The sequence below is a fragment of the Brevundimonas sp. A19_0 genome (assembly GCF_017744255.1).
GTDB lineage: Bacteria > Pseudomonadota > Alphaproteobacteria > Caulobacterales > Caulobacteraceae > Brevundimonas.
Window position 1 is genome coordinate 302,583 of sequence record NZ_JAGHQP010000001.1, and the last position, 18,143, is coordinate 320,725.

The 18,143-nt window shown below is 68.0% G+C and carries 12 protein-coding genes; 2 read left to right on the plus strand and 10 right to left on the minus strand.

Translation table 11 applies throughout. The annotated features are described in order from the left end of the window. Nucleotides 1-751: 751 nt before the first annotated feature. The 8 genes from J7346_RS01440 to J7346_RS01475 all read right to left on the minus strand — a co-directional run bounded on the left by J7346_RS01440 (nucleotide 752) and on the right by J7346_RS01475 (nucleotide 14,370). Complete coding sequence (locus J7346_RS01440) at nucleotides 752-3,949, minus strand: discoidin domain-containing protein (RefSeq protein WP_245157541.1); 3,198 nt, start codon at nucleotides 3,947-3,949, stop codon at nucleotides 752-754. 16 nt (nucleotides 3,950-3,965) lie between these two features. After that, on the minus strand, nucleotides 3,966-4,787 hold the full coding sequence (locus J7346_RS01445; RefSeq protein ID WP_209117021.1) for a carbohydrate ABC transporter permease: 822 nt from the start codon (nucleotides 4,785-4,787) through the stop codon (nucleotides 3,966-3,968). After that, a complete protein-coding gene (locus tag J7346_RS01450; RefSeq protein ID WP_245157542.1) occupies nucleotides 4,784-5,737 on the minus strand; it encodes a sugar ABC transporter permease in 954 nt (317 codons plus the stop codon). The genes J7346_RS01445 and J7346_RS01450 overlap by 4 nt, the downstream gene beginning before the upstream one ends. Continuing rightward, nucleotides 5,734-7,011 carry a sugar ABC transporter substrate-binding protein gene (locus tag J7346_RS01455; RefSeq protein WP_209117023.1) on the minus strand — a complete coding sequence of 426 codons (1,278 nt, stop codon included), beginning with the start codon at nucleotides 7,009-7,011 and terminating at the stop codon, nucleotides 5,734-5,736. The genes J7346_RS01450 and J7346_RS01455 overlap by 4 nt, the downstream gene beginning before the upstream one ends. Continuing rightward, complete coding sequence (locus J7346_RS01460) at nucleotides 7,008-8,447, minus strand: glucoamylase family protein (RefSeq protein WP_209117025.1); 1,440 nt, start codon at nucleotides 8,445-8,447, stop codon at nucleotides 7,008-7,010. The genes J7346_RS01455 and J7346_RS01460 overlap by 4 nt, the downstream gene beginning before the upstream one ends. A 93-nt stretch (nucleotides 8,448-8,540) precedes the next feature. Further along, nucleotides 8,541-11,570 carry a carboxypeptidase regulatory-like domain-containing protein gene (locus J7346_RS01465; protein ID WP_245157543.1) on the minus strand — a complete coding sequence of 1,010 codons (3,030 nt, stop codon included), beginning with the start codon at nucleotides 11,568-11,570 and terminating at the stop codon, nucleotides 8,541-8,543. A gap of 1 nt (nucleotide 11,571) precedes the next feature. After that, nucleotides 11,572-12,657, minus strand: coding sequence for a LacI family DNA-binding transcriptional regulator (locus J7346_RS01470; protein ID WP_209117029.1), 1,086 nt, complete (start codon nucleotides 12,655-12,657; stop codon nucleotides 11,572-11,574). Between the two features lie 183 nt (nucleotides 12,658-12,840). Beyond that, complete coding sequence (locus J7346_RS01475) at nucleotides 12,841-14,370, minus strand: carboxylesterase family protein (RefSeq protein WP_209117031.1); 1,530 nt, start codon at nucleotides 14,368-14,370, stop codon at nucleotides 12,841-12,843. A gap of 139 nt (nucleotides 14,371-14,509) precedes the next feature. Between J7346_RS01475 and J7346_RS01480 the strand changes: the two genes are divergently transcribed. Both J7346_RS01480 and J7346_RS01485 read left to right on the plus strand, forming a co-directional pair. Further along, nucleotides 14,510-15,991: a PAS domain-containing protein gene (locus J7346_RS01480; RefSeq protein ID WP_245157544.1), complete on the plus strand. Its 1,482-nt coding sequence runs from the start codon at nucleotides 14,510-14,512 to the stop codon at nucleotides 15,989-15,991. Then, nucleotides 15,988-16,368, plus strand: coding sequence for a response regulator (locus tag J7346_RS01485; protein WP_209117033.1), 381 nt, complete (start codon nucleotides 15,988-15,990; stop codon nucleotides 16,366-16,368). The genes J7346_RS01480 and J7346_RS01485 overlap by 4 nt, the downstream gene beginning before the upstream one ends. Here the strand turns inward: J7346_RS01485 and J7346_RS01490 are convergent. Both J7346_RS01490 and J7346_RS15100 read right to left on the minus strand, forming a co-directional pair. Next, complete coding sequence (locus J7346_RS01490; RefSeq protein ID WP_209117035.1) at nucleotides 16,355-17,944, minus strand: NAD(P)/FAD-dependent oxidoreductase; 1,590 nt, start codon at nucleotides 17,942-17,944, stop codon at nucleotides 16,355-16,357. The genes J7346_RS01485 and J7346_RS01490 overlap by 14 nt on opposite strands. A gap of 58 nt (nucleotides 17,945-18,002) precedes the next feature. Beyond that, a complete protein-coding gene (locus J7346_RS15100; protein WP_280636436.1) occupies nucleotides 18,003-18,137 on the minus strand; it encodes a hypothetical protein in 135 nt (44 codons plus the stop codon). Between the last annotated feature and the right edge of the window lie 6 nt (nucleotides 18,138-18,143).

Below are 18,143 nucleotides of genomic sequence, written 5' to 3' on the forward strand. Positions count from 1 at the left end.
CCCGGTTCTGACGGCGGCGCTGCCCCCTCCACCACCTTCAGGCTTCGCGCTGCCCTTCGGGTCGGCGGTCCCCTCCCCATCACGATGGGGGAGGAGATGAGCGAAAGCGCCTCTCGCCCGGCAGGCAGAGGGTATGGAGAGGCGGGCGGCGCGTGGGCCGGGGGCCCGGAACCGTGTGCTCCCGTGCTTTCGCCGCAGGGAGCGTGTGTGATTTTCGGCCCCAAGCCTGGCGCCGCCCCGGTCGGTTCACGCGAGCGCCTGGGGGGACTGTCTCTTCAGCCGGGAGTCGGGGCGCCGAAAAGCTTGCGGTCCCGACCTCGCCTGTCCCGGTTCGACAGCAGGCCCCAGTCTCTCGGCCCGCGACGGGCGGAGCGTCCAGAAACGCCCCGGACCCCGGGGTTTCGCCCCGGGCAATCCCGCTCGACCGGCCCCCGCCGCCGCTTCAGTGCCTGGGTCCCGAGGCGCCTCTCCTGCGACGGAGACGGGGAGAGGTTTGCACGGTCCCGGCCTGAGGCGGGAAAGTCGGGTCGGGAAACGGAAAGGGTGTTGAAAGGGCGGGGGAATTCGGGGGCGGTCATCGCAACACCCGTCTCCTCCCTGACGAAGTTGGGGAGGTGGCGCGGCGGCGAAGCCGACGTGACGGAGGGGTTCTTGAGGGTTGGGGTGCGGTGAAGAGCCCCTCCACCCTGCTTCGCCAAGGCTTCGCAGGGTCCCCCTCCCCATCACCGATGGGGAGGAGACGGGTGTCGCCCTACCGCAGTTCCACGCGGCGGGTGCCGGGGGGGATGGGGAGCGGGCCGCCGGACCAGTCGACGGGGCGGCCGTCGATGCGGGCGGAGCGGACCGGGCTGCCTTCGGGCCAGGCGAGGACGAAGCCGCCGGGCGGCGTGGCCGTTGTGTCGAGGTCGAGGACATAGCCCCTGCCCGCCTGCCGCAGGTGCCAGCTGACGGGCCCCCAGGGGGTGCGCAGATTGCGGATGCCGACGCCCTCCTCCGTGTTGATCCAGTCCAGCGGGATGCCGGCGGCCAGCACCAGGGCGTGGTCGCGGTCGCGCTCGTGGACGAACAGGTCCAGCGCCGAACGGATGTAGTCGGAGCTGATCCAGGCGTGGGGCATGTCGCCGATGAAGCGCGGCTCACGCTTGTCGCGACCGACCACCTCGGCCCAGCCGTTCCAGGCCTGCGGGCGCAGGTCGCCGAAGAAGTAGTCGAGGGCGGAGATGGCGCGGTCGCGCTGGCCCAGCCGCACGAAGGCGCCGACCGAGCGCAGCTCATAGGGGGTGTAATCGCCCCAACCGGGCCGGGGCTCCCAGTCCTCGGCCATCAGGGGGGTCCAGTCGCCGGTGCGACGCGCCTCGAAATTCAGCCAGTAGAGATCGAAGGTCCGGCGCAGCAGGTCCTGCGGCAGGACGTCGATCAGCCCGCCGGGCGACAGGCCGATGGTGGTCGAGGTGGCGTCGAAATCGCCCCGGTCGGCCGCGCCCGCGATCCAGTCGATGTCATGGAAGGCAGCGGTGGCGACGATGGCCTTGGCGATGTCGGCGCTGAACTGGTCGCGGCCGGCGGCGAAGCGGGCCTCGGCCGCGTCTTCGCCCAGCACATCGGCGATGAAGACGGCATCGCGGTAGCCGACCAGACCCCAGAAGTCGTCCCAGTAGGAATAGGCCGGTTTGTCGGAATAGCCCTCGTGGCTGATGGTCGGCGGCAGCAGGCCGTAGAGGTGGCGCGTCTCGGCGGTCTGGTACTCCGCGGTGCGGGTCGCGGCGCGCAGTTCGTCCATATAGGCGATGGCGCCCTCGACCTGGGGCCAGACGTCGCGCAGCAGGGCGCGGTCGCCGGTGTAGCGATAGACTTCGGCGGCGAGGAAGACGAACTCGCCGTGGCTGTCATTCTCGGGCACCGGGTCGGCGCCGCGTGCGTCGACGCAGCACGGCACCTTGCCGTTGTCGAACACATAGGGGGCGAACCAGCGCAGATAGTCGGCCGAGATGTCGGCATGGCCGAGGCGGTTCAGCCCTTCGGCGATCATGGCGCCGTCGCGGATCCAGGACCGGTTGTAGGAGCGGGTGCCGGGCTGGAGGATCGGCCCCTGGCGCGACATCAGTATGTGGGCCAGCGAGGATTTCAGCACATCCTCGACCTGCTGGGCCTGGGGCGGCAGGATCAGGTCGACGCGGTCGATCTTCGCGCGCCAGTCGGCGGCGACGCGGTCCTGGACGGCATCCAGAGCGGCCTCGACCGAGCCGGTGACCGGCAGGGGATCGGGGACACCGGCCATGGGCAGCATCCAGCCGAACTGGCGGGTTTCGCCGGGCTGGAGGGTGACCTCGTAGAACAGGGCGCCGGCCATCAGGCCGTCATCGGATTCCACCAGACGCTCGTCCACCGGCTGGCGACGATCCGGTTCGGTCAGCAGGCTGTGGGGATCGGCACCCGACGCGAAGAGGGAGGCGGCGACCGCGTCGGGCATCACCAGCGGACGCACGCGGGTTTCGTCATTCAGCACCAGTTCGCCCCCGGTCCAGTCGATCTGGACGATGGGGCCGACGCCGCCGGGGACGGCGAGGAACTGCTTCGGACCATTGACCTGATAGGGGCGCGCCATCAGGGCCAGGGTGACGGTCCGCGCACGGTCCGAGGTGTTGGTCAGATGGTAGCGGCCGAACAGGCGGGAGGCCTCGGGCGTGCCGTCGGCGAAGGCCTCGATCTTGAGCGTCAGGCCGTCGGCCTGCCACTGGACCCAGGGCATGGGCAGGTCGTCGTCGCGCAGCCCCTGGGTGATGTTAACGTCGGCCCAGGTGGTCAGGCGGCCGTCTTCCAGCAGGAAGGGTTCGATCGAGGGGCCGCCGCGGCGCAGCTCGATGGCGCCGTCCTCGCCCATCAGGCCGCTCTCGCCGCCGCCGTCGACCCCGACGAGGGTCCAGTACGGCTGTTCGCCATGGAAGCCGCGGGGGTAGAGGCCGCGCCGCGATTCCGAGGCCACGGCCGTGATGAAGGCGGTCTGGTCTGCGCCGAAAGCGAGCGGCTCGATCTCGACCTCGGCGAGGCCATAGGTCGGCATGCCGTCGAGCAGCTGCAGCTGGATGTAGCGGGCCGAGGTCTCGGGCAGGCGCAGCCAGTCGGTGCCGCCGTCGCCGTAGTCGACCTGGGTCAGGAAGGTCCAGTCGGTCCCGTCGTTGGAGATGTCGATACGATAGCGGTCGGCCCAGCCGTCCTCCTGCCAGCGCAGGGTCAGGCCGCCGAACTCGCGCTCATAGCCGAGGTCGAGGGTCAGGTTCTGGAAGCCGCCGTCGACGGTGCGCCAGACGGTGGAGGGATCGCCGTCGACGGCGTTGGCGGCGGAAAAGCCCTCGGCCTCGGACGTCGCCGACGCCAGCGGGCGCGGCGGCACGGCGGGCTCGGGCGGCAGTTCGCGCAGGGTCAGCTGGTCGATCTCGATATGGCCGGACCCGCCCTCGGCGGCCACCACCACGAACTCCATCCGCTCCGCCTGACGCAGGACCGGATCCTCGCCCGGGCCCCAGGCCTTGGTCACCTGACGGCGCTTGATGGTGAACAGGGTCCAGTCGTCGGGGAAGTCATAGCGGGTGGTCTGGCGCCACCAGACGTTCTCGTTCTCCGCGTCGGTGAACTTGACCTCGAAGGTGTTGAGCGGGCCGACGCCGCGCACCCAGAAGCTGATCTCGTAGTTTTCAGGCAGGGAGAAATCGATCTCGCGCGCGGCAAACGCATAGCCGGCGCGGCCGTTGAAATCGAAGTCGAGGCGCAGCGCCTGACCCTCGCGGCCCGGCACGGTGCGGATCGCGGAAGAGACGTCGGTCGAGGCGTCGGCCTGCCAGGCGCCGGTGGTCTCGAAGGCGTCGAGCACGCGGGTGTCCTGCGCCACTGCGGGGGTGGCCAGGGCGAAGCAGGCGGCAAGGCCCAGCAGGGTGTTCCGGATCATGGACATGGGCACTCCTGTTGTCTCAGCCCTTGACGCTGCCGGCCAGCATTCCCCGGATGTAGTAGCGCTGGAGCGCGAGGAAGAGGATCAGCACGGGGGCGACGGTGATGACCGATCCGGCCATCATCATTTCGATGTCCTGCACATGCTCGCGCGACATGGCGGCCAGCGCGACGGGCAGGGTGTAGTTGGACTGGTCGGTCAGGATGATCAGCGGCCAGAGGAAGTCGTTCCAGCTGCCGAGGAAGACGAACAGGCCGAGCGTGACGATGATCGGCTGCATGGTCGGCAGGACCACGCGGCGGAAGATCTGGCCCTCGGTCGCGCCGTCGACGCGGGCGGCCTCGAGCATTTCGTCGGGGATCGACAGGGCGTACTGGCGCACGAGGAAGAGACCGAAGATGGAGGCCAGCCAGGGCACCAGCGCACCGGCATAGGTGTTCACCAGCCCCATCCCCTTGAGCATCAGGAACAGCGGCAGGGTGCCGATCTGGGCCGGGATGACCAGGGCGCCGATCAGCAGCTGGAACAGGCGGTCGCGGCCGGCGAACTTCAGCTTGGCGAAGGCATAGCCGGCCGGCACGGTGAAGCCGAGCGCGAGGAGGGTGGCGAGGGTCGCCAGCGCAAAGCTGTTCCACAGATAGCGGCCCATGCCCTGGGTCACGAACAGGGTGCGGTAGTGTTCGAGAGTCCAGCTCTCGGGCAGGAGCGGCGGCGGGAAGTTGGCGGCCTCGCCCGTCTGCATGAAGCTGACCGAGACCATCCAGGCCAGCGGGAACAGCACCATCAGGGCGATGAAGGCGACGGCCAGGTTCAGGGCGATGACGCGGGGCTTGAACTTCATTCGTTGGCCCCCAGACGCTTCGACACCCACAGCTGGATCAGGGTGATGGCGAAGATGCACAGGAACAGGATGAAGGCGACGGCCGAGGCGGAGCCGAGGTTCCACCATTTGAAGCCTTCCTCGTACATGAAGTAGAGGACGGTCACGGTCGACTGGGCGGGGCCCCCTTGCGTCATCACATAGGGCTCGGCGAACAGCTGGAAGAAGGCGGCGACCGAGATGATGCTGACCAGCAGCAGGGTCGGGCCGATGGCCGGCAGGGTGACGTGCCGGAACTGTTTCCACGGGCCGGCGCCGTCGATGCGGGCGGCCTCGTAGAGCTCGTCCGGGACGGTCTGGAGCACGGCCAGGAAGATCAGCATGTTGTAGCCGAAGGTCTTCCACACCACGAACATCAGGATGGCCGGGATGGAGGTCGAGGGCTGGCCCAGCCAGTCGACGGCCGGCAGGCCGACCGAGGTCAGACCCCAGTTGATCACGCCGTAGCGGGTGTGCAGCAGATAGTTCCAGAGCACCGCCGTGGCGACCAGGGTGGTGACATAGGGGGCAAAGAACATCACCCGCCAGATCGGGCGCCACAGCACCATCCGGGCGTTCAGGATGACGGCGGCCGCCAGCGACACGGCCAGCGTCAGCGGCACCCCCAGCACGCTGAACCAGACGGTGTTCTTCATGGCGCCCCAGAACAGGGGATTGCCCAGCAGGTTCTGGTAGTTGTCTAGCCCGACGAAGCGCAGATTGCCCAGATCGGCCAAGGCATAGATGTCGAAGTCGGTCAGGCTGAGCAGCAGGGCCGAGACCATCGGAATGACGAAGAACAGGCCGATGGCGATCAGCGACGGGGCGACAAAGCCCCAGGCCGCGCGGGTGCGACGGCGCTGGTCCGAACGGCGGGGCGCGCGGGCAGCCTCACGCGAGGCGGCGGGCGCGGTGACGGTCTGCATGGTCATGAGACCCCTCCCCGGTCCAGCATCCAGCGGCGCTTCTCGAGCAGGCGGTCGGCGCGGCGGTCGATCTCGGCGGCGGCGGTTTCGGGCGTGAACTCCCCGCGCACCATGCGTTCGGCGACGATCTGCATCTCGGTCACGATCCGCTCCCACTCAGGGGCCTTGGGCACGGCCTCGGCGCGCGCCAGCTGGGCCTTGAAGGGCTGGATCATCGGATCCGAGGCCAGTTTCGGCGCGTCCCAGGCACTCTGCCGCGCCGGCAGGCTGCCTGTAATCTGATTGAACCTGACCTGGGTGTCGGGCTCGAGCAGGTAGCGCACCCAGGCCCAGGCGGCGTCCGGATTGCGGCTGGAGCGGAAGACGGCCAGCGACGATCCGCCCGGCGCCGAGGCCCCCGGACCGTCCGGCCCGGGAATGCCGGCCGTGGCCCACTGGGTCTCGGGCGGCAGTCGCCGACGGAAGTCGCCGATCGACCACGGTCCCGAGAAGTAGAAGCTGAAATAGCCGCGCTGGAATTCGGTCCAGACGTTCGAGATCTGGGTCGCGGACACCAGCGGGGCCAGGCCTTCATCGAACAGGCTCTTGTAGAAGGCCAGCGCGGCGATGAATCCGGGGCTGGAGAAGTTTCCGCGGGTCGCCTGGTCGCGCAGCAGGGGTTCATCCGCCTGCAGCCCGAAGGTCAGCAGCTGCTCGAACTCGTTGACCGGAAGCAGGATGGCGTAGTTGCCCTCGCCCGCCACGCGCTTGATGCCGTGCATGGCGCGCTTCCATTCGGCCCAGGTGTCCGGCACGGCGTCATAGCCCGCCTGTCCCAGCAGGTCGGTGCGGCAGAACAGCAGCCGGGTGTCGACATACCAGGGCGTGGCCATGGCCTGGCCGTCGATGCGGTTGGTCTCGAGCACGGCCTGGAACTGGTCGTCCAGCAGGTCGGACGCGAAATCCGGCGTGGCGGACAGGGCCCCGATGGCCGCCATTTCCGACACCCAGGTGTTGCCGATCTGGCTGATGTCCGGAAGCGAGTCGCCCGCATAGGCGGTCAGCAGCTTCTGGTGGGCGGCGGTCCAGGGCACGGCCTGCACCTCGACAGAAATGCCCGGATTGCGGCGCTCGAACTCGGGCACCAGCTGGGGTACGGCGGTGCCCTCGGCGCCCATGGCCCAGAAGGTCAGGTGAACGCGACCGTCGTTGCGCCCGCTGCAGGCACCGGTTGCCAGTGCTGCGGTCGATCCGGCCAGCCAGCCCAGTGCCGTCCTGCGGTCGGGCCGGAAAGGCGTCATGCGGTGCGGTCCAGCCAGCCGCCCTGGAAGCCGGCGCGCTGCAGGCCCCGGATCAGGTTCGGCTCACCGTGCATGTGGTTCCAGACCAGCTGGGTGCGATGGTTCTCGATCATGATGACGATCGGTCCCTGGTCGATGCCCAGATAGTCGCCGTCGACCCAGCCCACATCCGGCACGATCTTGCCGTGCAGCAGGTCGCCGTCACGCGTGGTCAGGGTCGGGTTGAACGAGTCGAGGAAGCCCCACTGGGTATAGAGGGCATCGCCATAGCGGGCCTTCATCGCCTTGAGGCAGGTCGTCACGGCATCCGGGGCGAAGGGCATGGAGGCCATGGCCGCCGTGGGGGCGATGGTGCCGTCGTCGCGGTCGCCCGGACCGCGCGCCGAATAGCTGAAGAACTCGCGTTCGCGGCCGTCGATGGCCTGTTTGAAGTCGCCCGGTCCGTCGCAGGCGGTCAGGCCCCAGACCTCGTCGTCATAGCCGACCCAGCCCATGGGGTTGGTGCGGGCGTAGAACTGCTGGCCCTCGGCGGCCCGGACGCTGTTCTGGAAATAGTCGAAATCGCCGATCTCGGCCGACTTGTCGCGCATCCAGGCGTCGCGGATGCCGCGGAAGTCGATGAACATGTGGCTGTACTGGTGCCCGAACATGGGCGGGAAGTGCAGGTGGGCGGGGCCGTAATCCTCGGTCCAGCTGCGGTCATAGACCGAGCACCATTCCTGCCAGACCTCGGGGCCGACAGGGTGGGTCTGGCTGCCCAGCGCCATCAGCAGGACGATCATGCCCTCGTTGTAGACATGCCAGTCGGCCTCGATGAAGCCGGTCTCGGGGTGCCAGCCCATGCTGATGCGACGGGGGCGGACCTCGACCCAGTCCCATTCGACGCGGTCGTAGATGGCCTGGGCCTTCTCGCGGATTTCAGTCTCGCCCGCGTCGGAGCCGTCGAAATAGCGGGCGGCGAACAGCATGCCGCCCAGCAGCAGGGCGGTGTCGACGGTCGACAGCTCGGTCGTGCCGAAGCGGTGGCCGGTCTCCATGTCGAGGAAGTGGTAGAAGAAGCCCTTGTAGCCGGTCACGCCGGTCGCCGCGGGCCCCTGGGGGGCGTCGTGGAAAAAGCGGAGGGTCGTAAGCGTGATGTCGCGGGCTTCCTCGCGCGTCATCCAGCCGCGCTCGACCCCGACCGGCCAGCAGGTCAGGGCAAAGCCGACGGCCGCGACCGAGGAAAATGAAGGGGTGGGCCAGCGATCCGGCGTCAGGCCGGTGCGCGGATCGGTGACGTGGCGGAACCAGTCGAAGGTGCGCTTTTGCAGCTCCTCGACATCGGCATCCAGAGTGACCGGCGTGGCGACCGCTTCGTCCTGACCGCGCCCACAGGCGGCAAGGCCCACAAGACCCGCACCCGCCACCGAAGCCAGAAGAAACCGTCTGCGATCCATGATCACACCTTACGCGACTGTCGGGTCAAACCCGAAAACACAAAAAAGAGGGGCCGCCTCCACGCATGTGAAGGCGGCCCCAGGCTCAGGAGATCAGAACTTGTAGCGCGCGCCGAACTGGAAGGTCCGGGTCGGGAACAGAACTGCGCCCGGCTGTCCAAAGTTCGGATTGGGGTTGGTCGCCGAACCCGTGCCCCCGTCGAAGTTCGTGAAGTTGTCGAAGTTGAAGACGTTGATGGCGTCCACGAACACCGACAGCTCCGAACCGTTGGGGAGGCCGAAGTCCCGCGTCAGGCGCAGGTCCAGGTTCCGGTAGGCGAAGGCGTTCGGAATGATGAAGCTGTACTTCTCCGGACGGCCGCCATACGGGCGGAAGTAGAAGCGCGAGCCCGAGCTGTCGTACACGTTGAAGGGCGTGCCCGATCCCAGCGTCAGGATGCCCGACAGCTGGAAGTCCCACGGCAGGTCGACGATGCCGTTGGCGACAATGCGATGTTCCTCGTCGTTGGCCGAGGGTCGGGTCGGCGAGGTCTCGACGCTGAAGCAATCGAAGCAGAAGGCATCATTGCCGCCGTTCTGGGTCGCGTCAGACCAGGTGTAGGCCAGGTTCACACCCCAGCCGGAGTCCCGCGTGTAGGGCTTGTCCAGCTTGACGTAGAGGGCGGTGAACTCGCGCTCCTTGTTGTGATCCGAGACGAAGTAGCCGCGATAGGGGTTGGCTGCACCCGGTCCACAGAAGCCGCCGTTGTCCCCGTAGCCGCCGTCGTCATTGCCGAACGCGGGTTCGCGGCAGCGGGTCAGGTACTGCCAGGTGAACTCGTTCTCGGTCTTGCCGTAGGCCAGGGTGAACTCGGTCTGCCAGTCGCCGACGCGCTGGCGGATACCCAGGTTGAACTGGTCGGTCCGCGGCGGCTCCCAGTCGTTCTTGAGCAGGAAGACCTCACCCTTGCCCTGAATGGTCTGGAACACGGGGTCCAGGCCGGCCGCCGTGCGGTAGGATTCCTGCCACAGGATCGGGTCGCCGGCCGAACCGGTGGCCACGCCCAGCGCACCGCCCGTCGTGCTGAAGAACACGTTCTGGCGGATGTCGAACGGCTTGACGATCTCGTCGTACGAGAAGTTGAAGTTTATCCGGTCATAGTACCGGCCGACGCCGCCGAAGATGACCGTGCCACGGTCCCCGAACACATCGTAAGAGAAGCCGATACGCGGCTGGAAGGCGCCCGTGAACGGATCACGATTGTCACCGGTCGAGATGTACTCGCTGCGGTCGAACCAGCTGGGTGCATATCCCGCCGGCTTGCCGCCATCCGTCGAGGCGATCCACTGGTCCAGACCCGCGATCACGCCGGCCGGGGTGACATAGTCCTTGTTGTTCGAGTTGGATTCATAGTCCCAGCGCAGGCCGAGGTTGATTTCCAGCTGGTCAGTGATCCGCCAGTCGTCCTGGACATACAGGCCGACGACCGTGTTATCGAGATCCACGTTCGGGAAGGCGCGGCCCAGTTCAACGCGGTACGGAACGGTGGTCGAGCCGCTGAGCTCGGGGAGACCGTCGACGTCATAGTAGAACTGAGGGTTGCGGCCGAACTGCTTCAGGACCTCGTAGTTCTGGAGTGACACCTTGGCGCCCACCTTGACCGTATGGAAGCCGTTGAGTTCCAGCTGATCGAAGGTCAGGTCATTGCGGATGGTGAAGGCCCGGTCGTGGATGTCCTGGGTGCTGTCGCGACCCCCCAGGTTGACGATGGTGGTACCGCCGAAATAGTCGGGCTGGAAGCCGGGCAGGTTCGGGTTGGTGTCGTTCTCGAACAGGCGGTAGGTCTCGCCGACGTCCGAAAAGTTCAGGGCGCCCGGGTTGTAATTGTAATCCCGGTAATCGACCGCAAACTCGTTCAGGAAGCCCGAGCCCTGCCATTGCCAGCGCAGGTTGCTGGTCAGGGTGCTCTGGGCGAGGTTGATGGCCCGGTCATAGGTGTTGGCTTCGCCGAAATCGCGGATGTCGACCTCGTCCCGATAGGTGACGCTCCAGTCCACGAGGTGGCCCTCCGTCGGCTGCCAGCTCAGCTTGCCGAAGAACAGGTCTTCCTCGAACGGCGCGGCGAAGGTGCCTTCGTACTGGCCGAACTGGGCGAGGAAGCGGGGGTCACGGCGACCGAGGGTGACGTTGGCCGCGCGGTTCTCGTCCTTGCGCTCATAGGTGCCGAAGAAGTGCAGGCGATCCCGGATGATCGGCCCGCCAAAGGCCACACCCCACTGCTCGACGCTGAGGTCGGGTTTCGGGTTGGACGGATTGTCGAACGCGCCGCGCTCGATCATGCTCTCATCCCGGTACAGGCCGAAGATCTCGCCTTCGAACTCATTGGTCCCCGACCGGGTGACGGCCGTGATAATGGCCGAGGAGGCCTGTTCGTATTCCGCCTTGAAGTTCTGGCTGACGACGCGGAACTCCTGGATGCCGGCCTGCGGGAACGGGTTACCGCGGCTGTCGTCCTGGCCGATGATGCCGCCGGCGATGACGTTCGACTTGAGGCTGGCGCCGTCGATGAAGGCGTTGACCGACTCGGCGCGCTGACCGCCGGCGGTGATGGTCTGCTCCTGCTCGTTGACCGAGACCCGCACGCCCGGGGCCAGGGCGGCGAAGTTCAGGAAGTTGCGGTTGATCTGGGGCAGGGTCTCGATCTGCTGGGTCGTGACGTTGGTCGCGTTCTCCGGCGTGCGGACCTCGGGCAGGCGACGACCGACGACCACGATGTCGTCGACGCTGGTGCCGGCCGCCGTGACGGTGCCGCCGACGTCCAGATCCAGATCGCCGACCTGGCCGACGCCGATGGTGACCACGTCGCTGGCGGTCTCGCCCTCGGCGGTGGTGACGGTGATCTCATAGGTGCCGGGGCGCAGGCCCGACAGCACGTAGCCGCCGTTGGCATTGGCCGTGGTGCGGCTGGTGAAGCCCGAGGCCACATCGCGGGCGACAACCGTGGCGCCGGCTTCGCCGGCCCCGCTGTCGGTCACTTCACCGCGGATCGTGGACGTGGCCACCTGGGCCGACGCCGTTCCGGCCATGCCCAGCGACACGGCCATGGCGAGGACGGAGGCCGCCCCCAGATATCGAATGTTCATTTTAGCCATCCTGGTTTTCCCCCTGAGCGGAAGCGGTCACGCCCGACGGCCGCCCGTCCGTCGCGCGCGTGGTTGAGGCCGTCGCCCGGGTGGACGAACGGATTACGAGCTCAGGCCGCACGACCTCGCAGGTCGGGTCCGGATCGGACACGCGACCGGCGTGGGCAGCCTGGATCTGCGAGACCAGCCGCTGCAGGGCGCGGCGACCGGTCTCGGCGATACGAATGCGAAGGGTGGTCAGGCCGGGCCTGACGAGGGCGGCGATCGGCACATCGTCGAAGCCGACGACGGCGACGTCCTCGGGACAGCGGACGCCCGCCTCCTGGAAGGCCAGCAGGGCGCCGATGGCCATCATGTCATTGCCGCAGAACACACCGTCGAAGCGGCGCTCGGCCTTCATCAGCGCCTGGGCCGATTCATGGCCCGAGCCCTGGTTGAAGTCGCCCTCGACCACATGCGGCTCCAGCCCCGCCCCGGCCATGGCCTCGAGATAGCCGGCCAGACGGGCCTCGGCCTCGAGGTTGCCGGCCGGACCGGCGATATGGGCGATGTCGCGGCAGCCGCCGTCCAGCAGGTGCTGCACCGCCGTGCGGGCGCCGCCGTGGTTGTCGACGACGATCGAGGGACGGGTCGCATCGGCCGCGCCGCCGTTCATAAGCACCACGGGCAGGCGGCCGGTCATGGCCGTGGCCAGATTGGCCGAGTCGATCTGGGGCGACAGGACCACCAGCCCGTCGACGCGACCGCGCATCGAGCGAATGGCGGTGGCCGCCCCGTCGGCGTCGTCGTGCGAGCCCGAGACGATCAGGTGATAGCCGTGCTCGCGCGCGGCCAGGTCCATGCCGCGGATCAGCTCGGAGAAGAACTCGCCGTACAGATCCGGCAGGATGATGCCGAGGGTGTTGGTCTTGCTGGTCGACAGGCTGCGGGCGCCACTGTGGGGCACGTATTGCAGGGCCTCGGCCGACATCAGGATTCGCTTGCGGGTCTGTTCCGTGACCGTGTCCGAGCCGTTCAGGGCGCGCGAGACGGAGGCGACGGACACCTGGGCATGACGGGCGACATCGCGAATTGTAGCCGGTTTCATTTTCCGGCCTCGCGGGTCAGCGATGGACATCGATTGAACGTCACGGTTTCAGGGCTCCCTGGACGATCCAGCCGTGCCGACCCCTTGCCGAGGTTCGTCGGTCAAATCGTGTAATCGGTTACATGGCACAGCAAACATAAGCCGCGCAAGTGCCCCTTTTTTGCCACAGCGCCGGGGCGGCGGTCAGGGAAGCGGGCGCACCCGGGCGTAGAAGGCCTCGATCAGGTCCAGCCGGTCGGCGTGGGGCACAGGCCGCGCCACGGGTCCGTCATTGGTGAACTCCAGCAGGTGATCGGGTTCCGCGCGATAGTCAGGCCAGGCCGGCGCGCCCGCGCCGTTCGGGTCCCCGGACCCGGCAAATCGGGTCCAGTAGCCGGCCATGGCGTCGGAGGCATCATAGTCCCGCCGGCCGAGGGGGCGGCCCACGGTGGACAGGGTCTGGAAGACGTAGGGGCGCTCGGACGCGTGGGTCGCGCCGCCGCTGGGCTCGGGGTTGGAGTCCGGCACGACGTCGAACCGGTAGAGGTAGGTCGGATGGCCCGCTGCCGCATGGAGGCGTGCCAGCTGGCGGACCGGCTCGTTGAAGATCAGGTCGCTGACGACGTGGGCGTCATAGCCGTCCGGACCGTCGTAGGCAGCCAGCAGGGCGTCGTGCTCGCCATCGGTGAGGGCATCGTCGGTGCGACCATAGGCCCCGGCGTCGGTCGGCCGGATCCACCAGAATTCGGCGCTGTTGGTGCCCATCATGAGCGGGACCGGCGCCTGTCGGCCGGCAGTGAAGGCCTGGATGACATCCTCGGTCAGGACGATGCCGTCGACGATCAGATTGTCGGAATAGAAGGCGGGCATCGGCTTGAGGAATGCTTCAGACGGGAGGGCCCGGAGCTGGTCGGCGGTCACCGGTCCATCAAGACCGGCGCTGCGCGCAAAGGTCTGGCCGAGCGACCGGGCCGACGGACGGCCCGGGCGGTCGAGGTCCAGCAGGGCCGACCGCTGGCGGCCCAGACCCGACTGCACCACCGCCTTGTGGAACAGGCCGCGTGCCGACGGCGCGATCATCAGCTGGGTGACCGCCGCCCCGCCCGCCGACTCGCCGAAGATCGTCACATTGTCGGGATCACCGCCCAGGGCCGCGATATTGTCGCGCACCCATTCCAGCGCCGCGATCTGGTCCATGACGCCATAGTTGCCCGCGGGCTCGTCGGCGGCGCGGCCCTCGGCCAGCGCCGGATGGTCGAAGAATCCCAGTCGCCCCAGCCGGTAATTGATCGTGACGACCACGACGCCCCGTTGCGCCAGCGCCGTGCCGTCATAGAGGGCGGCCGTGCCCGAGCCGTTGTTGTAGCCGCCGCCGTGGATCCAGACCATGACCGGCAGCGGTCCGGCGCGCTCGACCGGGGTCCAGACATTGAGGGTCAGGCAATTCTCGCTCATCGGCAGGGGGCCGACGCCTGGGTCGCCGTTGGACGGCGGCTGGATGCAGATGGCGCCATAGTCCGAGGCGTCGCGGACGCCGTCCCACGACGCCGGGGCAGCGGGGGGACGCCAGCGCCTGTCGCCGACCGGGGGCGCCGCATAGGGCAGGCCCTTGAAGGCCACGACCTGATCCTCGACCACGCCGCGGACCTGGCCCTGCTCCAGCTGAACGGTACCGGTGGGATCGGGCATGGGGGTGAGCACCATGGCGAGAGACATCAGAGCGGAAATCAACATGAGCTCACCATGGCGGGGCGCGCGGGGTGCCGCAAATTCGTCCCTTCACAGACGTCGGGAACCGGTGTCTTTATGGTGCGTTTCGACGGCTCGTCGAGGGGGGAGCCGGAATTTGAGGCATCTGGATTTAGGGGAAGGGATGGCACGGGACATGGCCCGGGCCTTTGATGCCTCGCCCAACCCCTACACCATGCTGACCACCGATTTCCGCTACGCCGGTATGAACCAGGCGTATCTCGACGCTGTCGGGCGCAGCCGTTCGGAGCTGATCGGCAACAATCTTTTCGAGATTTTCGATGCCGGCGGCCAGTCGGAGCAGGCGCGGGAAAACGTTCGCCAACTCAAGAACTCGTTCGAACGGGTGCTCCAGACGGGGGAACCCGACCACCTGGCACTGATCCACTATCCGATCGAGATCAAGGGGCCGGACGGCCAACCGCGCATCGAGGACCGCTACTGGAGTGCCACCCACACGCCCATCCGCGACGGGGCGGGCGAGATCGTCTACATCCTTCAGCACACCACCGACATCACGGAACTGCAGAACCTGCGCAAGCGCGTGTCGGGCGCCAGGGACTCGGTCGCCGTCGCCGACCTGCTGAGCAGCAATGTGCTGGCCCGCGCCGAACATCTGCAGAGTGACAACCTGCGCCTGCAATCCGAGCGCAACCGCCTGCTGGATATCTTCATGCAGGCGCCCGGGTTCATCGCCGTGCTGACCGGGCCGGATTTCGTCTTCCAGATGCACAATGAGGCCTATGCCGCCCTCGTGGGACGTCGCGACCTGACCGGCAGGCCGCTGGTCGAGGCCCTGCCCGAGATTCCCTCGCAGGGCTTTCTCGACCTGCTGAAGCAGGTGCGGGAGACGGGCACGGCCTTTGAGGGCCGGGCCATGCCGGTGCAGTTGAGCAGCGGCCCGGGGGGATCCCTGCGGACCCACTATCTCGACTTTGTCTATCAACCCCTGAAGGACAGCGACGGCGAGGTGGCCGGCGTGTTCGTGCAGGGCCACGACGTCACCGATGTCGTTCTGGCGGGCAACCGGCAGAAGCTGATGATCGACGAGCTGAACCACCGGGTGAAGAACACCCTGGCCACGGTCCAGTCGATCGCCATGCAGACCGCGCGCTCCCATGGCGAGCCGCGCGCCTTCGCCGAGGGATTCCAGGCCAGGCTGATGGCCCTGTCGCATACGCACAATCTGCTGACCCGCAGTCACTGGGAGGGGGCGGACCTGGCCGAGGTGCTGAGGCACGAGACCGAGGCCCACGGGCTGACCCGGATCCTGCCCAACGGTCCGTCCGTGGCCCTTGAGCCGGCCCAGGCCCTGTCGCTGGGCATGATCTTCCATGAGCTGGCCACCAATGCGGCCAAGCATGGCGCCCTGACGTCCGGCGACGGGCGGGTGCTGGTCGACTGGGCCCTGGAAAACGACGAGGTGACCCTGGTCTGGCAGGAGCTGGACGGCCCGAAGGTCACGACCCCCGAACATCGCGGCTTCGGCAGTCGCCTGATCGAGCGCAATGTGCGTCATGATCTGGCGGGACAATGCAGCCTGGACTATTCCGATGGCGGACTGGTTTTCCGTCTCACCTTTCCGCTGGAGCGCCGCGCGTCATGAGTATCCCCGGTCTGGCAGGACGCAGGATCCTGATCGTCGAGGACGAGTCGCTGGTCGCCATGCTGCTGGAGACCATGCTGGAAGACATGGGCTGCGTCCTGTTCGGAACCGCCTCGCGCGTACCGGAAGCGGTCGAGATGCTGTCGGGGGATGACCTGCCCGACGCCGCCCTGCTGGACGTGAATGTCGCCGGCCAGACGGTCTATCCCGTCGCCGAGCTGTTGAAGGCCAAGGGCATTCCGATGGTCTTTTCCACCGGCTATGGCCAGGGCGGCCTGGCGGAGGGATGGGAGACCCATCCCAGTCTGCAAAAGCCCTATACCGAGCCGATGATCCAGCAGGCCCTGATGCAGGCGCTGGGCGTCACGACCGCCTGATATCCCGGATGACCGCGCGGGCCGCGTTGTGGCCGGGCGCCCCCGTCACACCGCCACCGGGGTGCGCCCCCGACCCGCATAGATAGAGGCCCGGCACCGGCATGCGATAGTCGGCATGGCCGAGGACCGGCCGGGCGCTGAACAGCTGGTCGAGGCTAAGCCGGCCATGGAAGATGTCGCCGCCGATCAGACCGAAGCGCCGCTCCAGATCGCGCGGCCCAAGGGCCAGGCGTCCGACCACGGACTGACGGAAGCCGGGGGCATGGGCGTCCACCGTGTCGATCATCAGGTCGGCGACCGTATCCCTGTGGTCGTCGGCCAGATCCGGAGCGACATGCTGGCAGAACAGGCTGGCGACGTGATGGCCTTCGGGCGCCAGACTGTCGTCGAGGGTCGAGGGGATCAGCATTTCGACGATGGGCTGCCGGGACCAGCCGTGCTGGCGCGCGTCCAGCCAGGCGCGGTCCATATAGGCGAGGCTGGGGGCGATGATGATGCCCGCCGTCAGGTGATCGCCGGGCTCTGGCCGGGCGGTGAAGCGCGGCAGGCGATCCAGCGCCAGATTCATCCGGAAGGTGCCCGAGCCCGAGACGTGGCGGTCCATGCGCTCGCGGAAATCCGCCGGCACGACGGCGGGGTCCACCAGCCGGTCGAACAACAGCCGGGGATGGAGGTTGGACACCACGGTCCGGGCGCGGACGACCTCTCCCGCTTCGGTGACGGCGCCGACGGCCCGGCCCTTTTCGATCAGGACCTCGGCCACCGGGGCATCGAGGGTGATGTCGACCCCGGCCTCGGCGCAGGCGGCCGCCATGGCCTGGGTGATCGTGCCCATGCCGCCGATCGCATGACCCCAGGCGCCGCGCTTGCCGTTCACCTCGCCGAAGACGTGGTGCAGCAGCACATAGGCCGAACCCGGTGTCCAGGGGCTGCCGTAGGCGCCGACGACGCTGTCGAAGCCGAACAGGGCCTTGATCGGGTCGCTCTCGAACCAGCCGTCCAGCCATTCCCCGGCCGAGCGGGTGAACAGGTCGATCAGGTCGCGCTGGGTGGTCTGGTCCAGCTGCTTGACGCGCAGGCCGAGGGCGCCTGCCGCCAGCGCCGGGCCGAGACTGGCCTGATCCAGACCGGGGGTGAGGTTGGGCGGGGCCTTCAGGATCTGGTCGCGCAGCACATCGGCCACGGCGTCCAGACGGCGGCCGTAGTCGTCGAGGCGGGCCGCGTCGCGCTGTGAAAAGCGGGCCACCTCGCGCGCCGTCAGACCGCCCTCGCCCGCCGACAGGCTGTGGCCGTCCGGCAGGGGCAGGAAGTTCGACATGCGCCGCTCGACGACGCGGAGGCCGTGGCGCGACAGCTGCATATCGGCGATGACCCGGGGATTGAGCAGGCTGACGGTGTAGCTGGCCGTCGAGTTGCGATAGCCGGGATGGAATTCCTCGGTGACCGCCGCCCCGCCCACGACCGAGCGCCGCTCCAGCACGCGGACCTTGAGCCCGGCGCGGGCCATATAGAAGGCGCACACCAGACCATTGTGGCCGCCGCCCAGCACCACTGCATCCCATGTGTCGCGCGCCATGCCGCCTCCGTCCGCTGACGTCCTGACCTAGGGCGAAACGGCGGCGGACAGAAGGGCCTCAGCCGGTCAGGGTCGTGAGCAGGACGACGGCCTGCAGCAGGATGAGGACGGCCAGCAGGCCGATGAGCACGCCCTCATGACGGCGCGGCGGGGCTGAGGCGGGAAGATCGGTCGGGTCGGACGGCTGGCACACGGAGGC

Coding starts and splice junctions, on each gene's coding strand:
- J7346_RS01490 (WP_209117035.1), bottom strand. CDS start 17,944: ATGGCGCGCGACACATGGGATGCAGTGGTGCTGGGCGGCGGCCACAAT.
- J7346_RS01475 (WP_209117031.1), bottom strand. CDS start 14,370: ATGTTGATTTCCGCTCTGATGTCTCTCGCCATGGTGCTCACCCCCATG.
- J7346_RS01465 (WP_245157543.1), bottom strand. CDS start 11,570: ATGAACATTCGATATCTGGGGGCGGCCTCCGTCCTCGCCATGGCCGTG.
- J7346_RS01450 (WP_245157542.1), bottom strand. CDS start 5,737: ATGACCATGCAGACCGTCACCGCGCCCGCCGCCTCGCGTGAGGCTGCC.
- J7346_RS01440 (WP_245157541.1), bottom strand. CDS start 3,949: ATGTCCATGATCCGGAACACCCTGCTGGGCCTTGCCGCCTGCTTCGCC.
- J7346_RS01470 (WP_209117029.1), bottom strand. CDS start 12,657: ATGAAACCGGCTACAATTCGCGATGTCGCCCGTCATGCCCAGGTGTCC.
- J7346_RS01460 (WP_209117025.1), bottom strand. CDS start 8,447: ATGGATCGCAGACGGTTTCTTCTGGCTTCGGTGGCGGGTGCGGGTCTT.
- J7346_RS01485 (WP_209117033.1), top strand. CDS start 15,988: ATGAGTATCCCCGGTCTGGCAGGACGCAGGATCCTGATCGTCGAGGAC.
- J7346_RS01480 (WP_245157544.1), top strand. CDS start 14,510: ATGGCACGGGACATGGCCCGGGCCTTTGATGCCTCGCCCAACCCCTAC.
- J7346_RS01445 (WP_209117021.1), bottom strand. CDS start 4,787: ATGAAGTTCAAGCCCCGCGTCATCGCCCTGAACCTGGCCGTCGCCTTC.
- J7346_RS01455 (WP_209117023.1), bottom strand. CDS start 7,011: ATGACGCCTTTCCGGCCCGACCGCAGGACGGCACTGGGCTGGCTGGCC.